16 protein-coding genes are annotated in these 17,370 nt (G+C 70.7%); 9 read left to right on the top strand and 7 right to left on the bottom strand.

Annotation, left to right across the window (positions count from 1 at the left end; all coding sequences use genetic code 11):
* Window positions 1–20 precede the first annotated feature (20 nt).
* Together AC1DYP_RS05540 and AC1DYP_RS05535 are read right to left on the bottom strand one after the other, a co-directional pair.
* Entirely contained in the window at window positions 21–533 is a 513-nt protein-coding gene (locus tag AC1DYP_RS05540) for a methylated-DNA--[protein]-cysteine S-methyltransferase (RefSeq protein WP_477045482.1), read from the bottom strand.
* Window positions 523–2,043, bottom strand: a complete 1,521-nt coding sequence (locus AC1DYP_RS05535) for an AlkA N-terminal domain-containing protein (RefSeq protein ID WP_477045481.1) — start codon at window positions 2,041–2,043, stop codon at window positions 523–525. The genes AC1DYP_RS05540 and AC1DYP_RS05535 overlap by 11 nt, the downstream gene beginning before the upstream one ends.
* Window positions 2,044–2,378: 335 nt before the next feature.
* Here AC1DYP_RS05535 and AC1DYP_RS05530 point away from each other — a divergent pair, with 335 nt between their 5' ends.
* The 3 genes from AC1DYP_RS05530 (at window position 2,379) to AC1DYP_RS05520 (ending at window position 6,090) form a co-directional block, all read left to right on the top strand.
* Complete coding sequence (locus AC1DYP_RS05530; RefSeq protein ID WP_477045480.1) at window positions 2,379–3,425, top strand: hypothetical protein; 1,047 nt, start codon at window positions 2,379–2,381, stop codon at window positions 3,423–3,425.
* Between the two features lie 279 nt (window positions 3,426–3,704).
* A complete protein-coding gene (locus tag AC1DYP_RS05525) occupies window positions 3,705–4,793 on the top strand; it encodes a hypothetical protein (protein ID WP_477045479.1) in 1,089 nt (362 codons plus the stop codon).
* A gap of 244 nt (window positions 4,794–5,037) precedes the next feature.
* Window positions 5,038–6,090, top strand: a complete 1,053-nt coding sequence (locus tag AC1DYP_RS05520; RefSeq protein ID WP_477045478.1) for an aspartate-semialdehyde dehydrogenase — start codon at window positions 5,038–5,040, stop codon at window positions 6,088–6,090.
* Between the two features lie 183 nt (window positions 6,091–6,273).
* Here the strand turns inward: AC1DYP_RS05520 and AC1DYP_RS05515 are convergent, their stop codons facing one another.
* The 3 genes from AC1DYP_RS05515 to AC1DYP_RS05505 form a co-directional block, all read right to left on the bottom strand.
* A complete protein-coding gene (locus AC1DYP_RS05515; RefSeq protein ID WP_477045477.1) occupies window positions 6,274–7,581 on the bottom strand; it encodes an acyl-CoA dehydrogenase family protein in 1,308 nt (435 codons plus the stop codon).
* Window positions 7,582–7,674: 93 nt separating this feature from the next.
* Entirely contained in the window at window positions 7,675–8,427 is a 753-nt protein-coding gene (locus tag AC1DYP_RS05510; protein WP_477045476.1) for a hypothetical protein, read from the bottom strand.
* Window positions 8,428–8,495: 68 nt separating this feature from the next.
* Entirely contained in the window at window positions 8,496–9,485 is a 990-nt protein-coding gene (locus tag AC1DYP_RS05505; protein ID WP_477045475.1) for a transporter, read from the bottom strand.
* Window positions 9,486–9,727: 242 nt separating this feature from the next.
* On the opposite strand from AC1DYP_RS05505, the gene AC1DYP_RS05500 reads away from it, so the two are divergent.
* The 6 genes from AC1DYP_RS05500 to AC1DYP_RS05475 all read left to right on the top strand — a co-directional run bounded on the left by AC1DYP_RS05500 (window position 9,728) and on the right by AC1DYP_RS05475 (window position 15,972).
* The gene (locus AC1DYP_RS05500; protein ID WP_477045474.1) at window positions 9,728–10,330 is read left to right on the top strand and encodes a GNAT family N-acetyltransferase; all 603 of its coding nucleotides are present in this window, start codon (window positions 9,728–9,730) and stop codon (window positions 10,328–10,330) included.
* A gap of 203 nt (window positions 10,331–10,533) precedes the next feature.
* Window positions 10,534–11,862 (top strand): hypothetical protein, encoded by a 1,329-nt coding sequence (locus tag AC1DYP_RS05495; protein ID WP_477045473.1) that lies wholly within the window; start codon window positions 10,534–10,536, stop codon window positions 11,860–11,862.
* A gap of 124 nt (window positions 11,863–11,986) precedes the next feature.
* Window positions 11,987–13,204: a hypothetical protein gene (locus AC1DYP_RS05490; protein ID WP_477045472.1), complete on the top strand. Its 1,218-nt coding sequence runs from the start codon at window positions 11,987–11,989 to the stop codon at window positions 13,202–13,204.
* Window positions 13,205–13,343: 139 nt separating this feature from the next.
* A complete protein-coding gene (locus tag AC1DYP_RS05485) occupies window positions 13,344–14,114 on the top strand; it encodes a DUF4908 domain-containing protein (RefSeq protein ID WP_477045471.1) in 771 nt (256 codons plus the stop codon).
* Between the two features lie 132 nt (window positions 14,115–14,246).
* A complete protein-coding gene (locus AC1DYP_RS05480; RefSeq protein ID WP_477045470.1) occupies window positions 14,247–15,746 on the top strand; it encodes an adenosine deaminase family protein in 1,500 nt (499 codons plus the stop codon).
* A 4-nt stretch (window positions 15,747–15,750) separates the two neighbouring features.
* Window positions 15,751–15,972 (top strand): hypothetical protein, encoded by a 222-nt coding sequence (locus tag AC1DYP_RS05475; RefSeq protein WP_477045469.1) that lies wholly within the window; start codon window positions 15,751–15,753, stop codon window positions 15,970–15,972.
* Here the strand turns inward: AC1DYP_RS05475 and AC1DYP_RS05470 are convergent.
* Together AC1DYP_RS05470 and AC1DYP_RS05465 are read right to left on the bottom strand one after the other, a co-directional pair.
* Window positions 15,967–16,830: an NmrA family NAD(P)-binding protein gene (locus AC1DYP_RS05470; protein ID WP_477045468.1), complete on the bottom strand. Its 864-nt coding sequence runs from the start codon at window positions 16,828–16,830 to the stop codon at window positions 15,967–15,969. The two genes, AC1DYP_RS05475 and AC1DYP_RS05470, sit on opposite strands and share 6 nt — an antisense overlap.
* Before the next feature lie 4 nt (window positions 16,831–16,834).
* Window positions 16,835–17,263 (bottom strand): VOC family protein, encoded by a 429-nt coding sequence (locus tag AC1DYP_RS05465; RefSeq protein ID WP_477045467.1) that lies wholly within the window; start codon window positions 17,261–17,263, stop codon window positions 16,835–16,837.
* Between the last annotated feature and the right edge of the window lie 107 nt (window positions 17,264–17,370).

The following is a 17,370-nucleotide window of genomic DNA, read 5'->3' as shown; positions in this document are numbered from 1 at the left end:
AAAGCGACGAACGGCGCCGATCAGGGCTGGACGCCCTCGTGCGCCAGCAGCCAGCGCTTGCGTTCGATCCCGCCGCCGTAGCCGGTCAGGGCGCCGCCGGTTCCGATCACCCGGTGGCAGGGCACGACGACGGCGATCGGGTTGGCGCCGTTGGCCAGGCCGACGGCGCGCACGGCGCTGGGGCGGCCGATCCGCTCGGCCAGGCGGGCGTAGCTGGTCGCCTCGCCCAGCGGGATCTCGACCAGGGCGTTCCACACCTGCCGCTGGAAGGCCGTGCCGCCGATCGCCCAGGGCACGGTTCTGAGCGCCGCCAGCTCGCCGGCGAAATAGGCCGCCAGGCCGTCGCGCACCGCCGTGGCCGTCGCGCCGGTCTCCACCGCCCGACCGCGGTGGTGCAGGCGCAGGGCCCGGGCCAGGCGCTGGGGCTGGTCGTGGAACTCCAGCACCCGCAGCCGTCCTTGCGCGTCGGTGACCACGTCGATCTCGCCGATCGGGGTGGCCAGCACCTCCAGCGCCAGGACCTCAGGCCGCACGCTTGACCTTCCGGACCGGCGGCGCGCCTTCGTCCGCGAGCGAGGCCCACAGGTGCAGGGCGGCGTAGGCCCGCCAGGGCCGCCAGGCCTCGGCCCTCGCCAGCAGCTTTTCCGCAGTCGGGCGAACGCCGTCGGCGTCGGCCAGGGCGCGCATCAGGGCGACGTCGGCGGCCGGGAAGGCGTCGGGCTCGCGCAGCTGGCGCATGGCGATGTACTGCGCCGTCCATTCGCCGATGCCGGGCAGGGCGCGCAGGCGGGCGACCATCTCGGTCAGGCTGGCGTTCGGGGCCAGCAGGTTCGGATCGGCCGCGATCGCCGCCGCCATGGCCGACAGGCAGCGGATGCGCGCGCCGGGCATCTTCATGCCGGACAGGTCGGCGGCGGCCAGGCGCTCGGCCGACGGGAAGGCGTGGGTCAGGCCCGGCTCCGCCCCCAATCCGGGAGAAGTCTCGGCCAGCGGCTCGCCGTGCGCGGCCACCAGGTCGCCGGCCAGCTTGCGGGCCTGCACGACGGTGATCTGCTGGCCCAGGATCGCCCGCACCGCCAGCTCGAAGCCGTCCCAGGCGCCGGGCACCCGCAGGCCGGGCCGCAAGAGCACCATCCGCGCCAGGTCGGGATCGCGCGACAGCACCTCGCCGATGCCGACCGGGTCGGCCGACAGGTCGAACACCCCGCGCACCCGGGCCAGGATGCGCGGCAGGGCCGAGGGCTTTGGAAAGCGCACCGCCACGCTCAACCGATCGCCGCCGATCGGCGTCACGGCGATGGTCCCGGCCGCGCCGTCCAGGGCGATCACCCGGCGATAGACGTTGCCGTCGACGTGCTCGACGCCCGGGATCGCGCGCATGGCCAGGAAGGCCAGCATGCCGTCCCAGTCGTAGGGCGGGCGGTAGCGCAGGGTCAGGGAGATGGCTTCTCCGGCCGGCGCGGGGAGCGCCTTCCTCCGGCGCAGGGCGGCGGGCGGGCGGTCGTAAAGCTGCTGGAAGGTCTCGTTGAAGCGCCGCACGCTGCCGAAGCCGGCGGCCAGGGCCACCTCGCCCATCGGCAGGTCGGTCTCGTGGATCAGCTGCTTTGCCAGCAGCACCCGCCGGGTCTGGGCCACGCCTACAGGCGTCGCCCCCAGATGCTGCAGGAACAGCCGCCGCAGCTGCCGCCCGCCGACGCCCACCCGCTCGGCCAGGGTCTCGACGTCGCCCCCATCCTCACTTGAAGAGTCGAGCGCGCCCGCCTCGATCAGGGCCAGGGCGCGGCTCACCGTGTTGGACGCTCCGTTCCAGGCCCCCAGCTGCGGCGAGGTCTCGGGCCGGCAGCGCAGGCAGGCGCGGTAGCCGGCCTCCTGGGCCGAGGCGGCGCTGGCGTGGAAGGTGACGTTCTGGCGCAGCGGCGTGCGCGCCGGGCACACCGGCCGGCAGTAGATGCCCGTCGTCTTCACGGCCACGAACAGCCGGCCGTCGAAGCGGGCGTCGCGGGTCTGGATGGCGCGGTAGCAAACGTCGGGGTCGAGATCCATGCGCCCGATCATAACCCGGGGCGGGGCGACGTCTCGCGGTTTTCGGACGTCGTCATCAGCAACGTCTGAGTGCCGACGGGCGCGGGTGTCGCCACCCGCATGCAATCTTCGCGCGACAAGTAGTGTTTGCGTTGAAAGTGTCGATTCATCGACATTTCCACGAATAGTGATGTGAAGTCGACATTGCCGCTGGTGCGTAAGCTTAGGTGCGACAAAATGCGCGATCAAAACGGTCCAATACACGAACCTTAACGCGCCATTCGGCACGAACATTAGAAGGTGATCAACCGCGATGATCGCCCAATAGGCCTCAAGTTCGGTCTGGGGCCATCACCATGAAATATCCCGTCATCTGGGCGACGAGCGCGCTGGTCGCCGCTGTCGCCATCTCCGCCTCTCTTGTCGGGGGAGGGGCCGTCGCTCGCCAGGAGCGCGGCGCGCCGGGCGTCAGCCTGGCCCGCGACGTCGTCGCCGCGGCCAGCGCCTTCGAAACCTACACCCGCGGCGCGGGGACCATCTCGGCGGCGTTCGAGAGCGGCGGCGGCGTCGCCGACGCCCTGGCCAAGGGCGCGGCCTACCAGCCCCAACAGCTGGAAGCCGGCATGATCGCCTACGGCGCCATCGCGGCGCTGCAGGAGCAGGCCTTCATCGACGGCGTCCGCCAGGCGGCGCGCGAGACGCCCGCCGAGGTGCTGATCCAGCGCCTGGAAACCAATCCCGACAGCGTCCTCGAGATCGACGGCGTCGGCGCCGCGGCCCGCCGGGCCCAGGCGGCCCTGCTCAAGCGCGGCGCGCCGCTCGGCGTCACCGGCAAGGCGGTCAAGCAGGCGGCCTACGACGTCCAGCACCAAGGCTGGTCCAAGGCCACGATCGCCGACAGCGCCGGCCGCCTGGCCAAGGTCAAGGCGATGTCGGCGACCTTCTTCGCCCCCGGCGACGAGGATGCGGGCCGACTGATCCAGGCGGCGACCGCCCCGCGCGAGGGCGGCGGCTTCGGCGGCGGCGGCGAGGGCGGCGCGGCCTTCACCCCGGTGACCGTGCGGGCCTCGGCCCTGGCGGCCCTGGCGGTGCTGGGCGCGGCCGGCGACGAGGATGTCGCCAGGCTGGACAAGGTCATGCACGAGCCGAAGAGCGGCTTCTGCATGAAGATGGCCAAGCTGAACCTCTACCAGTGCCTGGCCGTGGCCGGTCCGCACTACGAGGACGTCTTCTGCCTGGGCCAGCACGCCCTGATCGACACCGCCCAGTGCGTCACCGGCGCGGCGGGCGGAGCGGCGGTTCCGACCGCGGCGCCGGCGCCGCGTCCGGTCCCGGGCTTCATGATCCCGACCGCCGGCCAGGCCGTGGCGACGATGAGTTCACCGGTCCCGGCGGGGAACTAGTCCGCCTTCGTCCGTGCCCGTCATCCTCGCCCAGGGCGCGAGGATGACGACGCCGGCCGCGCCCTGCGCCTGTATTAACCAGAGTAGAAATGTCGAGTACTCGACATTTCCTCAGTAGAATCCCTATTCATCGCCCGTGGAATACCTTACCGCGACAAAAGCGCGCAGTAAAATGGTCCAATACATGAACCATAACGCTCGATTTGGTAAGAATATTCGGGAATGTTCAATCGCGAGGGACGTCTAGTAGGGGCTGAGGTTCAGCCTGGGGCTATCAAGATGAAAAAGTCAGTCCTTTGGGCGACGAGCGCGCTCATCGCCGCCGTCGCCGTGTCCGCCACCCTGGCCGCTGGAGGGGCGGTTGCTCGCCAGGAGCGGGGTGAGCCCGGCGTCAGCCTGGCCCGTGACGTCGTCGCCGCGGCCAGCGCCTTCGAAACCTACACCCGCGGCGCCGTGGCCATTTCGGCGACGTTCGAGAACGGCGGCGGCGTCGCCGAGGCCCTGACCAAGGGCGGGGCCTACCAGCCCGAGCAACTGGACGCCGGCATGATCGCCTACGGGGCCATCGCGGCCCTGCAGGAGCAAGCGTTCATCGACGGCGTCCGCCGGGCCACGCGCGACGTCCCGCGCGAGGTGCTGGTCGCCCGCCTGCGGGACGATCCCGAAAGCGTCATCGAGATCGAAGGCGTAGGCGCGGCCGCCGGTCGGGCCCAGGCGGCCCTGCTGCAACGCGCCGCGCCGCTGGGGATCACCGGCCGCGCGGTCAAGAAGGCGGCCTACGACGTCCAGCGCCAGGACTGGTCCAAGGGCCCGATCTCCGACACCGCCGGCCGTCTGGCCAGGATCAAGGCGATGTCGGCCGCCTTCTTCAATCCCGGAGAAGACGACACCGGCCGGCTGATCCAGGCGGCGACCGCCCCGCGCGAGGGCGGCGGCTTCGGCGGCGGCGGCGAGGGCGGGGCGGTGTTCACGCCGGTGACCGTGCGGGCCGCGGCCCTGGCGGCCCTGGCGCTGCTGGGCGCGGCCGACGACGACAGTGTCGGCGACCTCGACAACATCATGAGCGAGGAGAAGAGCGCCGGCTGCATGAAGATGGCCAAGCTGAACCTCTACCAGTGCCTGGCCGTGGCGGGTCCGCACTACGAGGACGTCTACTGCCTGGGCCAGCACGCCCTGACCGACACCGCCCAATGCGTCAGCGAGGCGGTCGGCGCGCCGCGCACCCCGGCCGCCCCGGCGGCCAGCCCGGTTCCGCGTCGGGCGCCGGGCTTCATGATCCCGGTGGGCGGCCAGACGGTGGCGGCGATCGATGCGTCGGATCCGACCGAGGCCGGGGCCTGGGGACCTTCGTCCGCCTATCCGAAGTAGCCGCCTCCTGAAGCGGGCGCGTCGGAAGGTTTACATCCGCCGCGTCCGCCCCTAGAGAGCTTGGCCATGTCCGTCGCCATGACCAAGGCCATTATTCGCAAACCGACCCGCTTGCGCGGGGCGTCTGCGGGTGTGCGCGAGGTCTAGAGCGCGACGATCCGGACAGAGCCCCGCCGACGCGCGGGGCCGTTCTTCCAGACCGGCAGACCTCCCCGCGCCTCCGCACCCTTAGGAGACGCATGACATGAGCCCGGCCTTTTCCCCTTCCAATCCCCTGTCCAGGACGCCTCGCGTCGGCATCGTCGGCGCGACCGGCCTGGTCGGCGAGATGATGCGGACCCTGCTGGCCGAGCGGCGCTTTCCGCTGGCCTCGCTGCGCCTGTTCGCCTCGGCGCGATCGGCTGGAACGACGCTGAATTTCGGCGGCCGGGAGATCGTGGTCGAGGACGCCGCCAGCGCCGACTATGCGGGCCTGGACATCGTGTTCTTCTCGGCCGGCGGCGACACCTCGCGGGAGCTCGCGCCCAGGGTCGCGGCGGCCGGGGCGATCGTCATCGACAACTCCTCGGCCTGGCGCGACGACCCGGACGTGCCGCTGGTGGTGGCCGAGGTGAACCCCCACGCCCTGGCCTCGATCCCCAAGGGCATCGTCGCCAACCCCAACTGCACCACCATGGCGGCCATGCCGGCGCTGAAGCCGCTGCACGCGGCCGCGGGCCTGAAGCGCCTGACGGTCAGCACCTACCAGGCGGTGTCCGGCGGCGGCTTGGCCGGGATCGAGGAGCTTCGCGAGCAGGTTCTGGCGGTGCGGGACGGCGGCGCGGCCCTGGCGCGGGACGGCGCCGCCGTGGCCTTCCCGGCGCCCCGGAAGTGGGTGGCCCCGATCGCCTTCAACGTGGTGCCGCTGAACTACAAGCTCGGCGGGGACGGCTACACCGAGGAGGAGGCCAAGCTGCGCGACGAGACCCGCAAGATCCTGGAGATCCCGGGCCTGCCGGTGTCGGGCACCTGCGTGCGGGTGCCGGTGTTCACGGGCCATTCGTTGTCGATCAACGCCGAGTTCGAGCGGGCGATCTCGGTGGCCGATGCGCTGGATCTGCTGGGCCGCGCGCCGGGCGTGGTGCTGGTCGAGGCGCCCAACCCGCTGGCGGCCACGGGCCAGGATCCGGTGTTCGTCGGACGCGTGCGGGCCGACCCGACCGTCGAACACGGCCTGGCGCTGTTCGTGACGGGCGACAACCTGCGCAAGGGCGCGGCGCTGAATGCGGTGCAGATCGCCGAGGTGTTGGTGGGGTAGGGCGACAACCCATTGGGGTCAGCCCGCGATCTCACCACCCCACGGATCATCCTTCTTTTCGGCTGAAGCAGGGGTCCTCGGAACAAGTCCGAGGATGACGGATGGTGGGAGCGGGGGGCAAAAGAGAAAGGCCTCCCGGAGCGATCCGGGAGGCCTTCATCATGTCAGCGCGGAGAGCGGACCCTAGCGGATCCCGGCCACTTCGCGGGCCCGCTCGCGCTCGGCCTTCTGCTGGTAGGCCAAGTCGCCGTACTTGCCGTACTCCATGCGGGCGATGGTGCGCTCGTGCACCTCGTCCGGGCCGTCGGCCAGGCGCAGGGTGCGGATGCCGGCATAGGCCTTGGCCAGGCCGAAGTCGGTGGTCACGCCGCCGCCGCCGTGGGCCTGGATGGCGTCGTCGATGATCTTCAGGGCCAGGCGCGGGGCCGCGACCTTGATCATCGCGATCTCCAGGCGGGCCGACTTGTTGCCGGCCTTGTCCATCATGTCGGCGGCCTTCAGGCACAGCAGGCGGCACATCTCGATGTTGATGCGGGCCTCGGCGACGCGCTCCTCCCAGACCGAGTGGTCGGAGATGTACTTGCCGAAGGCCTTCCGGCTCATCAGGCGCTTGACCATCTTCTCCAGCGCCACCTCGGCGGTGCCGATGGTGCGCATGCAGTGGTGGATGCGGCCGGGGCCCAGGCGCCCCTGGGCGATCTCGAAGCCGCGGCCCTCGCCCAGCAGCAGGCCTTCCTCGACCGGCACGCGCACGTCCTTGAGGATGACCTCGGCGTGGCCGTGCGGGGCGTCGTCATAACCGAACACCGGCAGCATGCGGACGATCTCGATGCCGGGGGCGTCCATCGGCACCAGGATCTGGCTCTGCTGCTGGTGGCGGCTGGCATTGTCGGGGTCGGTCTTGCCCATCACGATGGCGACCTTGCAGCGCGGATCGCCCACGCCCGACGACCACCACTTGCGGCCGTTGATCACGTAGAAGTCGCCGTCGCGCTCGATGCGGGTCTCGATGTTGGTGGCGTCCGAACTGGCCACCGCCGGCTCGGTCATCAGGAAGGCGCTGCGGATCTCGCCGTTCATCAACGGGCGCAGCCAGCGCTCCTTCTGCTCCAGCGTGCCGTAGCGCATCAGCACTTCCATGTTGCCGGTGTCGGGCGCCGAGCAGTTGAAGACCTCGGACGCGAAGCCGATTTTGCCCAGCTGTTCGGCGATCAGGCTGTATTCGAGGTTGGTCAGCTGGACGCCCTCGAACTGGAAGGTGTCGTCGACATGGACCTGGCCGCTGTGAGGCGGCATGAAGAAGTTCCACAGGCCGGCGGCCTTGGCCTTGGCCTTGAGTTCCTCGACGACCTGGACGACCTTCCAGCGCTCGGCCCCGAGCACGTTCATCTCGGCCTCGTAGACCGGGACGGCGGGAACGATGTGCTCTTCCATGAACGCGGTCACGCGGTCGAGGAAGCTGCGCTGGGTGGCGGAGATTTCGAAATCCATGGCGTTTCCCGGTCCCGTTCTTGTGCTGTCAAACGCTTGTTTGAAATGGTTCTAGCACCGAACTGACGCGGACGGCAAGCGGGGTTGGCGGCGCTATCGCCCGTTGATGACCTTGGCGCCCTTGGCGTCGAACCAGACGACGCCGTCGCCGTCCATCGCCAGGCCCTGCCGGACGAACATTTCGTGGGGAACCGCTTCCCTAAGGGCGGCGACAAGGCCTGGCGTGAAGATGCTGTTCCATTGCGCCAGCAGTTCGGCCTTGTTGCGGATGGTCTTCGGGCGGTCGCCGTTGATCCGCAGCGGATACGACACCGCGTCGGCCGCCGCAGCGCGGTCGCCGCGCACCGCCGCCTTCAAGAACTTGCTGGCTCGGGCTTCGAAGGCGGCGTCGGACACGTCGGTGATTTCCTCGTAGTGCCGAGCCCGAGGCGGTCCGTCATACGAGGTCGAGAAACCAATCTCGACGGGCAGGGTCCGGGCGCCCTGGGTCCAGGTTCCGGCTAGGCCGGTCGAGTTGTAGAAGGTCAGGGCCTGGCCGCGCGCCGAGGCGTTGGTGACTAGATGCAGCCGGAACGCGCCGCCGCCTGGCTCCCGAAGAGTCAGGGTGTCGCCGTCCATCCGGCCGGTCAGCGGGATATCTGTCAGCGACTTGACGTAGAAATAGTGGGCGGACACGAAGTCGCGGTGATCGCGCACGGTCAGCTGCATGCCGACCAGGTAGGTCCCGACCTTGCCGTCCATGCCGAACGTGCTGAGGCCCTTGGGCGGGTCCTCCGCTCCGGCGCTCGAGCACAGGGCCAAGGTCACGGCCAGGCCAAGGGCGGCTGCCTTGATTGCGAACGCCATTCGAAACTCCTCCGCGTCAGCCGAGCCTAGTCAGCTTCGCGAGGCGTCACCACCCTCGGCGCGGCCCCCTACAGCACGTAGTTCACCGCGATCACCGGGGTCACCGAGGCGGTGGTGTTGCGGCCGGCCGGGACGATGCGGGCGCCGGCGATCACGCCCAGGACGGGGCTGAAATTGTACTCGACGGCCGGGGCCAGGATCAGGGCCTGGCTGACCGGCGAGCGGCGCTCGTAGGCCGCGCCCGCCCCGTCGACGCCGGACACCGTGGTCGCCGCGTCGCGCTGATAGGCCAGGTCGATCGCCGCCACCCACCGGCGGGTGATGCTATATTCGAAGGCCAGGTCGACAATGAACGAGTCGCCCGGCTTGGCGCGGCCGTCGAAGCCGACAGGCGTGCCGTAGACGCTGGCCCCCTCGACGTCGGCGTGGCCCGAGCGGGTGTAGGCGAAGTTCAGGCGGGTGCGCAGGATCCGGCCGTTCGGCGTCCAGAAATAGGTCTGGGAATTGACCCCCAGGGTGGTGGCGTACGCGCCGCTGCCGAAGCCGTCGTTGGGGCGGTTGTCCAGCTTGTCATAGCGGCCCGTGGGCAGGGTCTCCTGCAGCAGCACCGAGACCGTCGGGGTGCGGCCGCCTTCCTTCCACTGGGTCAGGCGGTACTGGCCCTGGACGGTCAGGTCGCCCAGCTGGACGCCCGAGCTCGACCGGCCGCCGGCCTTGGCGTAGCCGAAGCGGGGGATCATGCCGGCGGTGAAGGTGTCGGTGACGCCGTACAGCAGGTAGGTCAGCGAGCCGAAGGTGTCGGAATCGGCCACGTCGTGGCGCTTGCCCTCGCCGTCGAGCACGCCGTAGGGCTTGGCGTCGTACAGATAGGGCTCGATCAGCGCCCGGCCCTTGGGCAGGGTCGAGGCGCCCGAGGCCAGGATCGGTCCGGTCCACCAGGCCTCGTCCAGCGACTGGCGTGACGACCCGACGTTGTCGGCGAGAGCGGGGGCGGCCAGGGCCACTCCGGCCAGCAGCGATGCGGTCCCCAGGCGGGTCCGTCGGATGTTCGAAATCATGGCCTTCTCCCCTCGGCGTCGCGGCCTTGGGCGGCCGCAGGTCGTCGTTAAGCGGTCGCGCGCGTCGCCGCCGCCCGGAACTTGCGCATTCGGGGTGTCGGGATGTGTCAGCAGCGCGCGCCGCCCTTCACTCTCGACGCCGTCTTCCCGAGCGCAAAGAACCACCACGGCCGAAAGAAGGGGCGCCAATCCGTTCGGACCCGCCTTGCGCGGCGCCGCCGGTCGAGGTCATTGTCCCGCGCATGAACATCCAGATTCACCCCCTCGAAGGCCGCTACGTGCGGCTGGAACCGATCACCCTCGAAATGGCCGGCGACCTGCGCGCCGAGCTGAAGGGCGCGATCGACTGCGATCCCGCCAGCTGGGAGATCATGTCGACCAACGGCTGCGGCGAGGGCTTCGCCGACTGGTGGGGCGCGCTGAAGGGCGAGACCCAGCGCGGCGAGCGGATCGGCTTCGCCATCCGCCGGCTGAGCGACAACAAGGTGGTCGGCACCTCCAGCTATCTGAACATCCGCAAGCTGCATAAGGGTCTGGAGGTCGGCTCGACCTTCCTGCACCCCGACGTCCGTTCGGGCCCGGTCAATCCGGAGTCCAAGCGCCTGATGCTGGGCCACGCCTTCGACGCCGGCGCGATCCGGGTGGAGTTCATGATCGACGAGCGCAACAGCCGCAGCCAGGCGGCCATCGAGAAGCTGGGCGCCGACCGCGAAGGCGTGCTGCGCAACCACAAGATCACCTGGACCGGCCACGTGCGCGACACCGCCGTGTTCTCGATCACCGACGCCGACTGGCCGGGGGTCAAGCAGCGCCTGGACTTCCGCCTGCAGGAAACGTTTGCCTAGTCCGGATCGTCATCCTCGGAACAAGTCCGAGGATGACGGGCATGAAAGGGCGGTGGGCGACTTGCCCTCCAACCCGCGCCCAATTGTCACGGTTTTGCGAAGAACGCTGATCTTTGAGGTAAAGATGGCGTTAGCTATGTTCTCGTAAAGATTTCGCCAAGCTTTCGCGCGTAGTTTCCGGCTCCATGACGGCTATTGCGTGCTTGAGAATTCTGGTCGCCGGGACCGCCGAGGCGGGTCGGAACATCCCGGTGTCCCAGGTGGAAGCCGCCGCGGACCTGTATCTCAAGCATCGCTGGAAGGCCCCTCGCCGCTACGGCGCCGTCGCGCCGCTGGCCTTCGTGCTGGCCGACACCAAGGCCGAAAGCCTGGATCCGGTCGAGATGCAGACCCTGGCGGTCGAGCTGGAAGCGGGCCTGTTCCCCGGCCGTGAAGCCGGCCAGGTCTGCCTGCTGACCTTCGAGGGCGACGAGTCCGCCGTCCTGCAATTCGCCAGCCTGTCCCAGGCCTCGCTGGCCAGCCTGATCGCCGGCCGCGGCTATGCCGGTCCGGCCGGCCACGTCCAGGTGATCACCGCCGAAGAGATCCGCGCCGTCCCCAGCGCGCCCAGCGAAGCCGTGGTCGACGAGGCCCTGCACGCCGCCCTGGCCCAGACGGAGCTGGCCCAGAGCGCGCCCGCCGCGCCCGCCGCCGAAGCCGCGCCCGCCGCGACCCCGGCCGCCGAACCCGCTCCGGCCGCCGCTCAATCCGCGCCCTTGGCCGCACCCTCGGCCGCTCCGCCGGCCGCCGCCGCGACGAAGCCCAAGCCCGCGCCGGCGCCCGACAAGCCCAAGCCGCCGCCCCCGCCCGCCACCGGCTGGTGGGGCCTGTATCATCCGCCGTCGGAATCGTTCGTCGGCGCGGTGATCGGCCTGCGGTCCGACCTGCTGGGCCCGCGTCCCACCGAGGACGCCGCCCTGCTGTCCCGCGACCTCAACTGCCTGAACGACGCCCAGGCCGCCTTCGCCAAGGCCGGCGACGCGGGCATGCTGTTCGTGCCGTTCAGCTTCTGGAACCTGACCAGCCCAGCCTCGCAAGAGGCCTACAAGCGCCGGCTGTCGCGCTATCCGATGGCCATGCAGGCGCGCCTGGGGGCGACGATCTACGACACCCCGCGCGAGCCTTCGCTGGGCCTGCTGAACCAGATCCGCACGTTCCTGCAGCCGCACTTCGCCTTCATCGACCTGAACATCACCGAGCCGAACTTCCCGGTCGGCACCCTGCCGGGCGACCTGGCCACCAGCATCACCCTGACGTTGCCGGACGATGACCTGCGCATCCGCGTCGAGGCGATCGCCAAGTTCGCCTCGGCCCAGAGCGCCTATCGCGCGAAGGGCGTTCGACAAGGGGTGACCGGCCTGCGTGACGCCCGCGAACTGGAAGCCTGCCGCGCCGCCGGCCTGCGCTTCGTCTCGGGTCCGGCGATCAGCGACCTGATGGCCAGCCCGATCGGCGCCGCCCCGGCCCAGGGCCTGCCGCTGAAGGTCGCCTAGCGACCTAGACCCGGCGTTCTCCGCGACAGTGGGTCGCGGACAATTCCTCGCGCGCATCCGGATTCCGCTAACCTTCCCCGTGCATCCTGCCCGCATGACAGCGATCGCGTGCTTGAAGGTCTTCGTGGGCGACGAACTGCGGTTCGCCGACAACGACACCATGGCCGGTTTGGTCGGCAAGGTGGCCGGCGCCTATCTGGAGACCACCTGGCTGTGGCCGCGCCGCTATGGACTGGTGGCCCCGTTCTCGTTCGTCCTGGCCGACCCGCGCGCCACCAAGCTGGACGCCCGCGAGCTGCAGGCCCTGGCCCGCGACCTGCAGTTCAAGCTGTTCGGCGAGAAGGGCGAGGGCGACATCGCCCTGCTGATGTTCGAAGGCGACCAGACCGACGTCATGCGTTTCGCCGGCCTTCACGCGGCCGAGCTCAAGGCCCTGCTGGCGGGCGAGGACGACGGCTCGATCGCCGGGCGCGTCTGCCGCATCACGCCGACGGAGATCAGCTCGGTCGTGCCCCAGGGCGGACCGATCCACGGCGCGCCGACCATGGAGGAACTGGCGGCCCTGGCGCCGCTGGAGGCCAGCGCCGGTCCGCCGGCCCGGGTCGGCTATCGCGGCGTCTATCACGGCCCCCGACAGGTGTTCATCGGCAGCATGGCGGTCTGGCGGCAGGCCCAGGTCTCCTCCGCGTTCGGCCTGTCGGCGGCGGGCGTCGAGGTCGACCGGCCCGAGGACGACATCCTGGTCCTGGGCGCCGCCGCCGAGGCCCTGGCCGCCGTGCCCGTCGGGGTGATGTTCTTCCCGATCAGCTTCTCGACCATCGTCAAGCCCGGGGCCCGGGCCGCGCTGCTGCCGCATCTGGAGGCCCTGCCCCGAGGCTCGCGCGCCCGCCTGGCCGCCGCCATCTACGACACGCCGCGCGCCCCGTCCTTCTCGGCCCTGTCTCAGGTCAAGCGGGCGCTCGATCCGTTCTTCTCCCGCCTGGACCTGCGCGTCACCGATCCGGCCTTCCAGGTCGAGGAGCTGCCCGGCGACCTGGCCAGCAGCGTCACCCTGGTCTTGCCCCAGGGGGACGAGCCGACCCGGCTGGCGGCGGTGAACCGCTTCATGCGCGACGCGCCGATCTATCGCCGCAAGCAGGTCTGGCAGGGGATCACCGACGTGCGCACGCGCCGCGAGCTGAACCACTGCATCGAGCAGCAAGCGCCGTTCGTCACCGGCCAGGCGGTCACCGACCTGCTGGAAAAGCCGGTCGGCGCCACCCAGCTGCCCTGGCTGAACCTGCCGCTGCACGACTGGTCGGTGGCCCCCGAGACCGGCGCGGCGGTGTCGTCCGTGGCCTGAGCGGAGCTCCGGCCACACCCGATCTAAGCGTGACATTCTTTCGCCGCGAGGAAGCGCCAAGCTTGGCCCTTCGAGGTTGACGGGCAATCTCATGACGCCTTGGGCTTTCCGGGGCGCGGTTCGTGGGACAGCGTTCACGATGACGTCTCGGCGCTCAGGCCGCCACCAGGCTTGGTGGATCGCGGCGTCGATGCTGCTGCTGGCGTCGGGGTCGGCGTCGCCGAGCGCGGCCGAGACCCTGAAAGAGCGGCTGGAGGCCCAGGTCGGCCTGCGCGCCAAGCCGATGTTCGCGCCCAGCGGACGCTTCCGGACCGAGGGCGGCGACAGCTTCGTCCTGGACCGCACGGGTCCCAAGGCCCTGCTCAGGTTCCAGAACCGTGACGAGGTCTGGCTGCTGGAAGGCCATCCCGCGCCGCGCGGCGACACGGTGTTCAAGAACGACGTTGGCGACACCGTGCTGAGGGCCAGCAAGCTGGGCGGCCTCACCCTGTTCACCCGCCAGGCGCCGGACGGCCAGGCCGTGATGCTGGCCGGACCGGGCGAGCCGCTTTCGGGCCGGCGCACCCTGTCGTTCGTGGCGCTGTTCCGGGCGCTGGTCGTGTCGGGCCACCGCGCCACCCGGGCCGCCCAGCATCCGATGAACGTGACCCTGGTCGACACCGCGACCGCCGAGACGGCCGGGCCGATCGCCGACGCGGCCGCCGTCGTGGCCGAGGCGTTCGAGGACATGGACCGATCGGGCCGGCGCGACCTGCTGGCCCGCTGGAAGCGCGTGAACCTGACGCTGGGCGACAAGGCTGACGTCAAGGTCGACGGCGAAATCCTGGTGATCGTCCTGAACCCCAAGAAGGGCGTCGCGGGCCGGCCGTCGTCGGCCAGGATCGGGCGGGCGCTGAAGCGCGGACGGTGAGCCCGGCGGACAATCCGCGCCATGACCATCTTGAGGGCTGGATTTGCAGGGCGATGCCGATCACCCTGGGGTAGTGGAATACATGGGCGGGGCGAGACGATGATCGGCGTGAAACGACTGGCGGGCGCTGCCTTGGGCGCTCTGCTTATGACCGCGGGCGCGGCGTCCGCCCAACCGGCCCAGAAGGCCGCGCCGTCGCCCGAGGCGCGCACGGCCGCCCGCTTCGACGCCATCGTCAAGGACCGCGCCCAGCTGCGGCTGTTCCTGCGGGGCATGCCCAAGGGGGGCGACCTGCACAACCATTTGTCCGGCGCGGCCTATGCCGAGGACTTCCTGGCCTGGGCGGGCGAGGGCGGGCTGTGCGTCACCACCGGCCCGCTGCCGGCCATCGCCCCCGGCCCCTGCGACGCCCCGGGCAAGGTCCCGGCCCAGGGCCTGGGCAAGACCAATCCGGCGCTCTACGGCCGGGCGATCAACTCGCTGTCGATGCGGAACTACAATCCCGGCGCCGACGGAGCCCTGCCGTCCGGCCACGACCAGTTCTTCTCGACCTTCGGCCGGTTCGGAACGGCGACCGACGGCAACCTGCCGGCCCTGCTGGCGGTGGCCCGCGACTACGCGGCCGGCGACAACGTCAGCTATGTCGAGACCTCGGTGAACCCGTCGGCGATGTACGACCTGGTCAACCTGGCGCGGAACACGCCCTGGGACGGCGACATGGCCAAGGCCTATGCCGTTCTGGAGCCCGCCATCCCGGCCATGACCGCCAAGGCCGGCCAGGAGTTCGACGCCGCCGAAGCCGAGGCCGACCGCCGCCAGGGCTGCCTGCATCAGAAGCCGCGCACCGGCCCCTGCGCCGTGGTGCTGGGCTACCAGGCGTTCGGCACGCGCATCCAGTCGCCGTCGGTGGTGTTCGCCCAGCTGGTGGCCGCCTTCGCCCTGGCCAAGGCCGACCCGCGCTTCGTCGGCGTCAACATCGTCGCGCCCGAGGACGATCCGACCTCGCTGGCCGACTACGCCCTGCACATGCGGATGTTCCAGTTCCTGAAGGCCAGGTATCCGGACGTGAAGCTGTCGCTGCACGCCGGCGAGCTGACCCTGGGCCTGGTCACGCCGCGCGACCTGCGCTTCCACGTCCGCGAGGCGGTCGAGGTCGCCGGCGCCAGCCGCATCGGCCACGGCGTCGACATCGCCTACGAGGACGGCGCCCAGGCGCTGCTGGCCCGCATGGCCCGCGAGCGGATCGCGGTCGAGATCAACCTGACCAGCAACGACGTCATCCTGGGCGTGAAGGGCGCGGACCACCCGCTGGCCCTCTACCGCAAGGCCGGGGTGCCGTTCGTGCTGTCCACCGACGACGAGGGCGTCTCGCGCATCGACCTGACCAACGAGTACCTGCGCGCCGTCACCGAGCAGGGGCTGGGCTATGCCGACCTCAAGGCCGCCGCCCGCGCCAGCCTGGAATACGCCTTCCTGTCCGGCGCCAGCCTGTGGGCCTCGCCGCGCACGCCGGTGGCCGCCTGCGCCAAGGCCGGCCCGGCCTGCGACAGGTTCCTGGCGGCCAGCCGCAAGGCCACGGCCCAGTGGCGGCTGGAGCGCGAGTTCGAGGCGTTCGAGGCGGCGGGACGCTAGGGCCGTGACGGAGTCGGGCCTGATCGCCGCGTGTCTGTTTCTGATGATCGGCGGCCTTGGCCGGCTGGTGTTCGCCATGGCCATGAACAAGGCCCTGGTCGGCCTCTGGGAGCGCGCCGATCGTCGGGACGATCCGCTGTTCTTCTGGCTGTCGTGCCTGTGCGACATCATGCTGATCGTCGCCGGCGCGGCGGTCCTCCTGGGATGGCGCCCCTTCGGCCTATGAGCCGCCGGCGCCGTTGACCAGGTCGTGGATGTACCGCTCCAGCGTCACCTCGCCGCGACGCGCATCTTCAGGTTCGAAGACGCTGTCGGTGGTCACCTGGGTCATGCGGGCGTAGGACGCGGCGGCCGGTTGCGAGAAGCCCAGCGCGCCATAGGCCGCCTCCCACTGGTCGCGCGGCGTGACCTTGGGTTCGACCGGCCGCCCCACCGCCCTGGCGAAGGCGGCGGCCACGTCGGCGGGGGAATAGCGCGCCGGTCCCTCCACGTAGCGGACGCCCTCCCGGCCGACCGGTTCGCGCAGGAAATCGGCCGCCGCGCGGCCCAAGTCGATCGGGGCGACCATCGGCAAGGCCAGATCGGCCGGCAACATCGTCGGCAGCACGCCCTGCCGGGCCTGGTCGAGCACCGCGTCCCAGTTGCTCATGTAATAGGCCGCGCGCTGCACGGTGACCGGGATGGGCTGGGCCGCGAGCGCCTGCTCGAAGTCGTAGAGGACGTTCAGGTCGCCGCATCGCTGGCCGGGCTGGGCGCCGTAGGTCGACTCGACCACCACCTTCTCCAGGCCCGAGCCGTCCAGCGCCTTCACGATCCCGGCGAGGGTGCGATGCTCCTCGACGTCGGTGTCGGTCGACGGGGCGGCGGGCGGGTTCAGCAGGAAGGCGCGGGTCCCCCGGCGGAAGACCGCGCGCAGGCCGTCCGGATCGAGGACGTCGGCGACCGCGGCCTCGGCGCCCTTGCCGCGCCAGGCGGCGGCCTTGTCTTCATGGTGGACGACGACGGTGACCGGCTCGCCGGCGTCGAGCAGGGCGTCCGCCACGGCCGAGCCGACGTGGCCGCCGGCGCCCAGGATGACGAACATGGCGCTATTCCTCCGGCCCGTCGTCCCAGGTGATCACCACGCTGTCGGCCGACTTGTCGGCCGGGCCGTGGAACACCGCCTCGATGTTGTTGCCGTCCGGGTCGTAGGCGAAGGCGGCGTAATAGCCGGGGTGGTATTCGCGAAAGCCCGGCGCGCCGTTGTCGCGCCCGCCGTTGGCCAGGGCCGCCGCATGGAAGCGGTCGACGGTCTGCTGGTCCCAGGCCTGGAAGGCCAGGTGCACGTGGGTGGCCGGTTCGCCGACATCGACCCACAGCTCGTCGGCGAAGAAGTAGTCGCCGCCGGCGGGGTGGCTGCCCTCGACGACGGGCACGCCGACCGCCTCGAGCACGGCCTTGTAGAACCGCTTCATGGCCGGAAGGTCTTGGGTGCGCAGGTGGATGTGGTCGACCAAGCGACCGCGATGAAGTTGCATGGGGACGGCTCCGGGACGATTGTTCCGGGATCAACGTAGCGGCGTCCGGCCCAGTTTCCGGCAGCAGCGCGCGCGGCCGAACGTGGACGGACCCGGAGCGCGGTCGT

It is taken from the genome of Caulobacter sp. P1_D6 (assembly GCF_056406095.1).
The sequence above is the reverse complement of the archived record's forward strand: the minus strand, read 5'-3'. Positions and strand labels throughout refer to the sequence as shown.

Excerpts from the sequence above, each read along its gene's own strand:
- AC1DYP_RS05525 (WP_477045479.1), top strand. The coding sequence starts at position 3,705 with ATGAAAAAGTCAGTCCTTTGGGCGACGAGCGCGCTCATCGCCGCCGTC.
- AC1DYP_RS05530 (WP_477045480.1), top strand. The coding sequence starts at position 2,379 with ATGAAATATCCCGTCATCTGGGCGACGAGCGCGCTGGTCGCCGCTGTC.
- AC1DYP_RS05535 (WP_477045481.1), bottom strand. The coding sequence starts at position 2,043 with ATGGATCTCGACCCCGACGTTTGCTACCGCGCCATCCAGACCCGCGAC.
- AC1DYP_RS05520 (WP_477045478.1), top strand. The coding sequence starts at position 5,038 with ATGAGCCCGGCCTTTTCCCCTTCCAATCCCCTGTCCAGGACGCCTCGC.
- AC1DYP_RS05515 (WP_477045477.1), bottom strand. The coding sequence starts at position 7,581 with ATGGATTTCGAAATCTCCGCCACCCAGCGCAGCTTCCTCGACCGCGTG.
- AC1DYP_RS05485 (WP_477045471.1), top strand. The coding sequence starts at position 13,344 with ATGACGTCTCGGCGCTCAGGCCGCCACCAGGCTTGGTGGATCGCGGCG.
- AC1DYP_RS05465 (WP_477045467.1), bottom strand. The coding sequence starts at position 17,263 with ATGCAACTTCATCGCGGTCGCTTGGTCGACCACATCCACCTGCGCACC.
- AC1DYP_RS05500 (WP_477045474.1), top strand. The coding sequence starts at position 9,728 with ATGAACATCCAGATTCACCCCCTCGAAGGCCGCTACGTGCGGCTGGAA.
- AC1DYP_RS05505 (WP_477045475.1), bottom strand. The coding sequence starts at position 9,485 with ATGATTTCGAACATCCGACGGACCCGCCTGGGGACCGCATCGCTGCTG.
- AC1DYP_RS05470 (WP_477045468.1), bottom strand. The coding sequence starts at position 16,830 with ATGTTCGTCATCCTGGGCGCCGGCGGCCACGTCGGCTCGGCCGTGGCG.
- AC1DYP_RS05510 (WP_477045476.1), bottom strand. The coding sequence starts at position 8,427 with ATGGCGTTCGCAATCAAGGCAGCCGCCCTTGGCCTGGCCGTGACCTTG.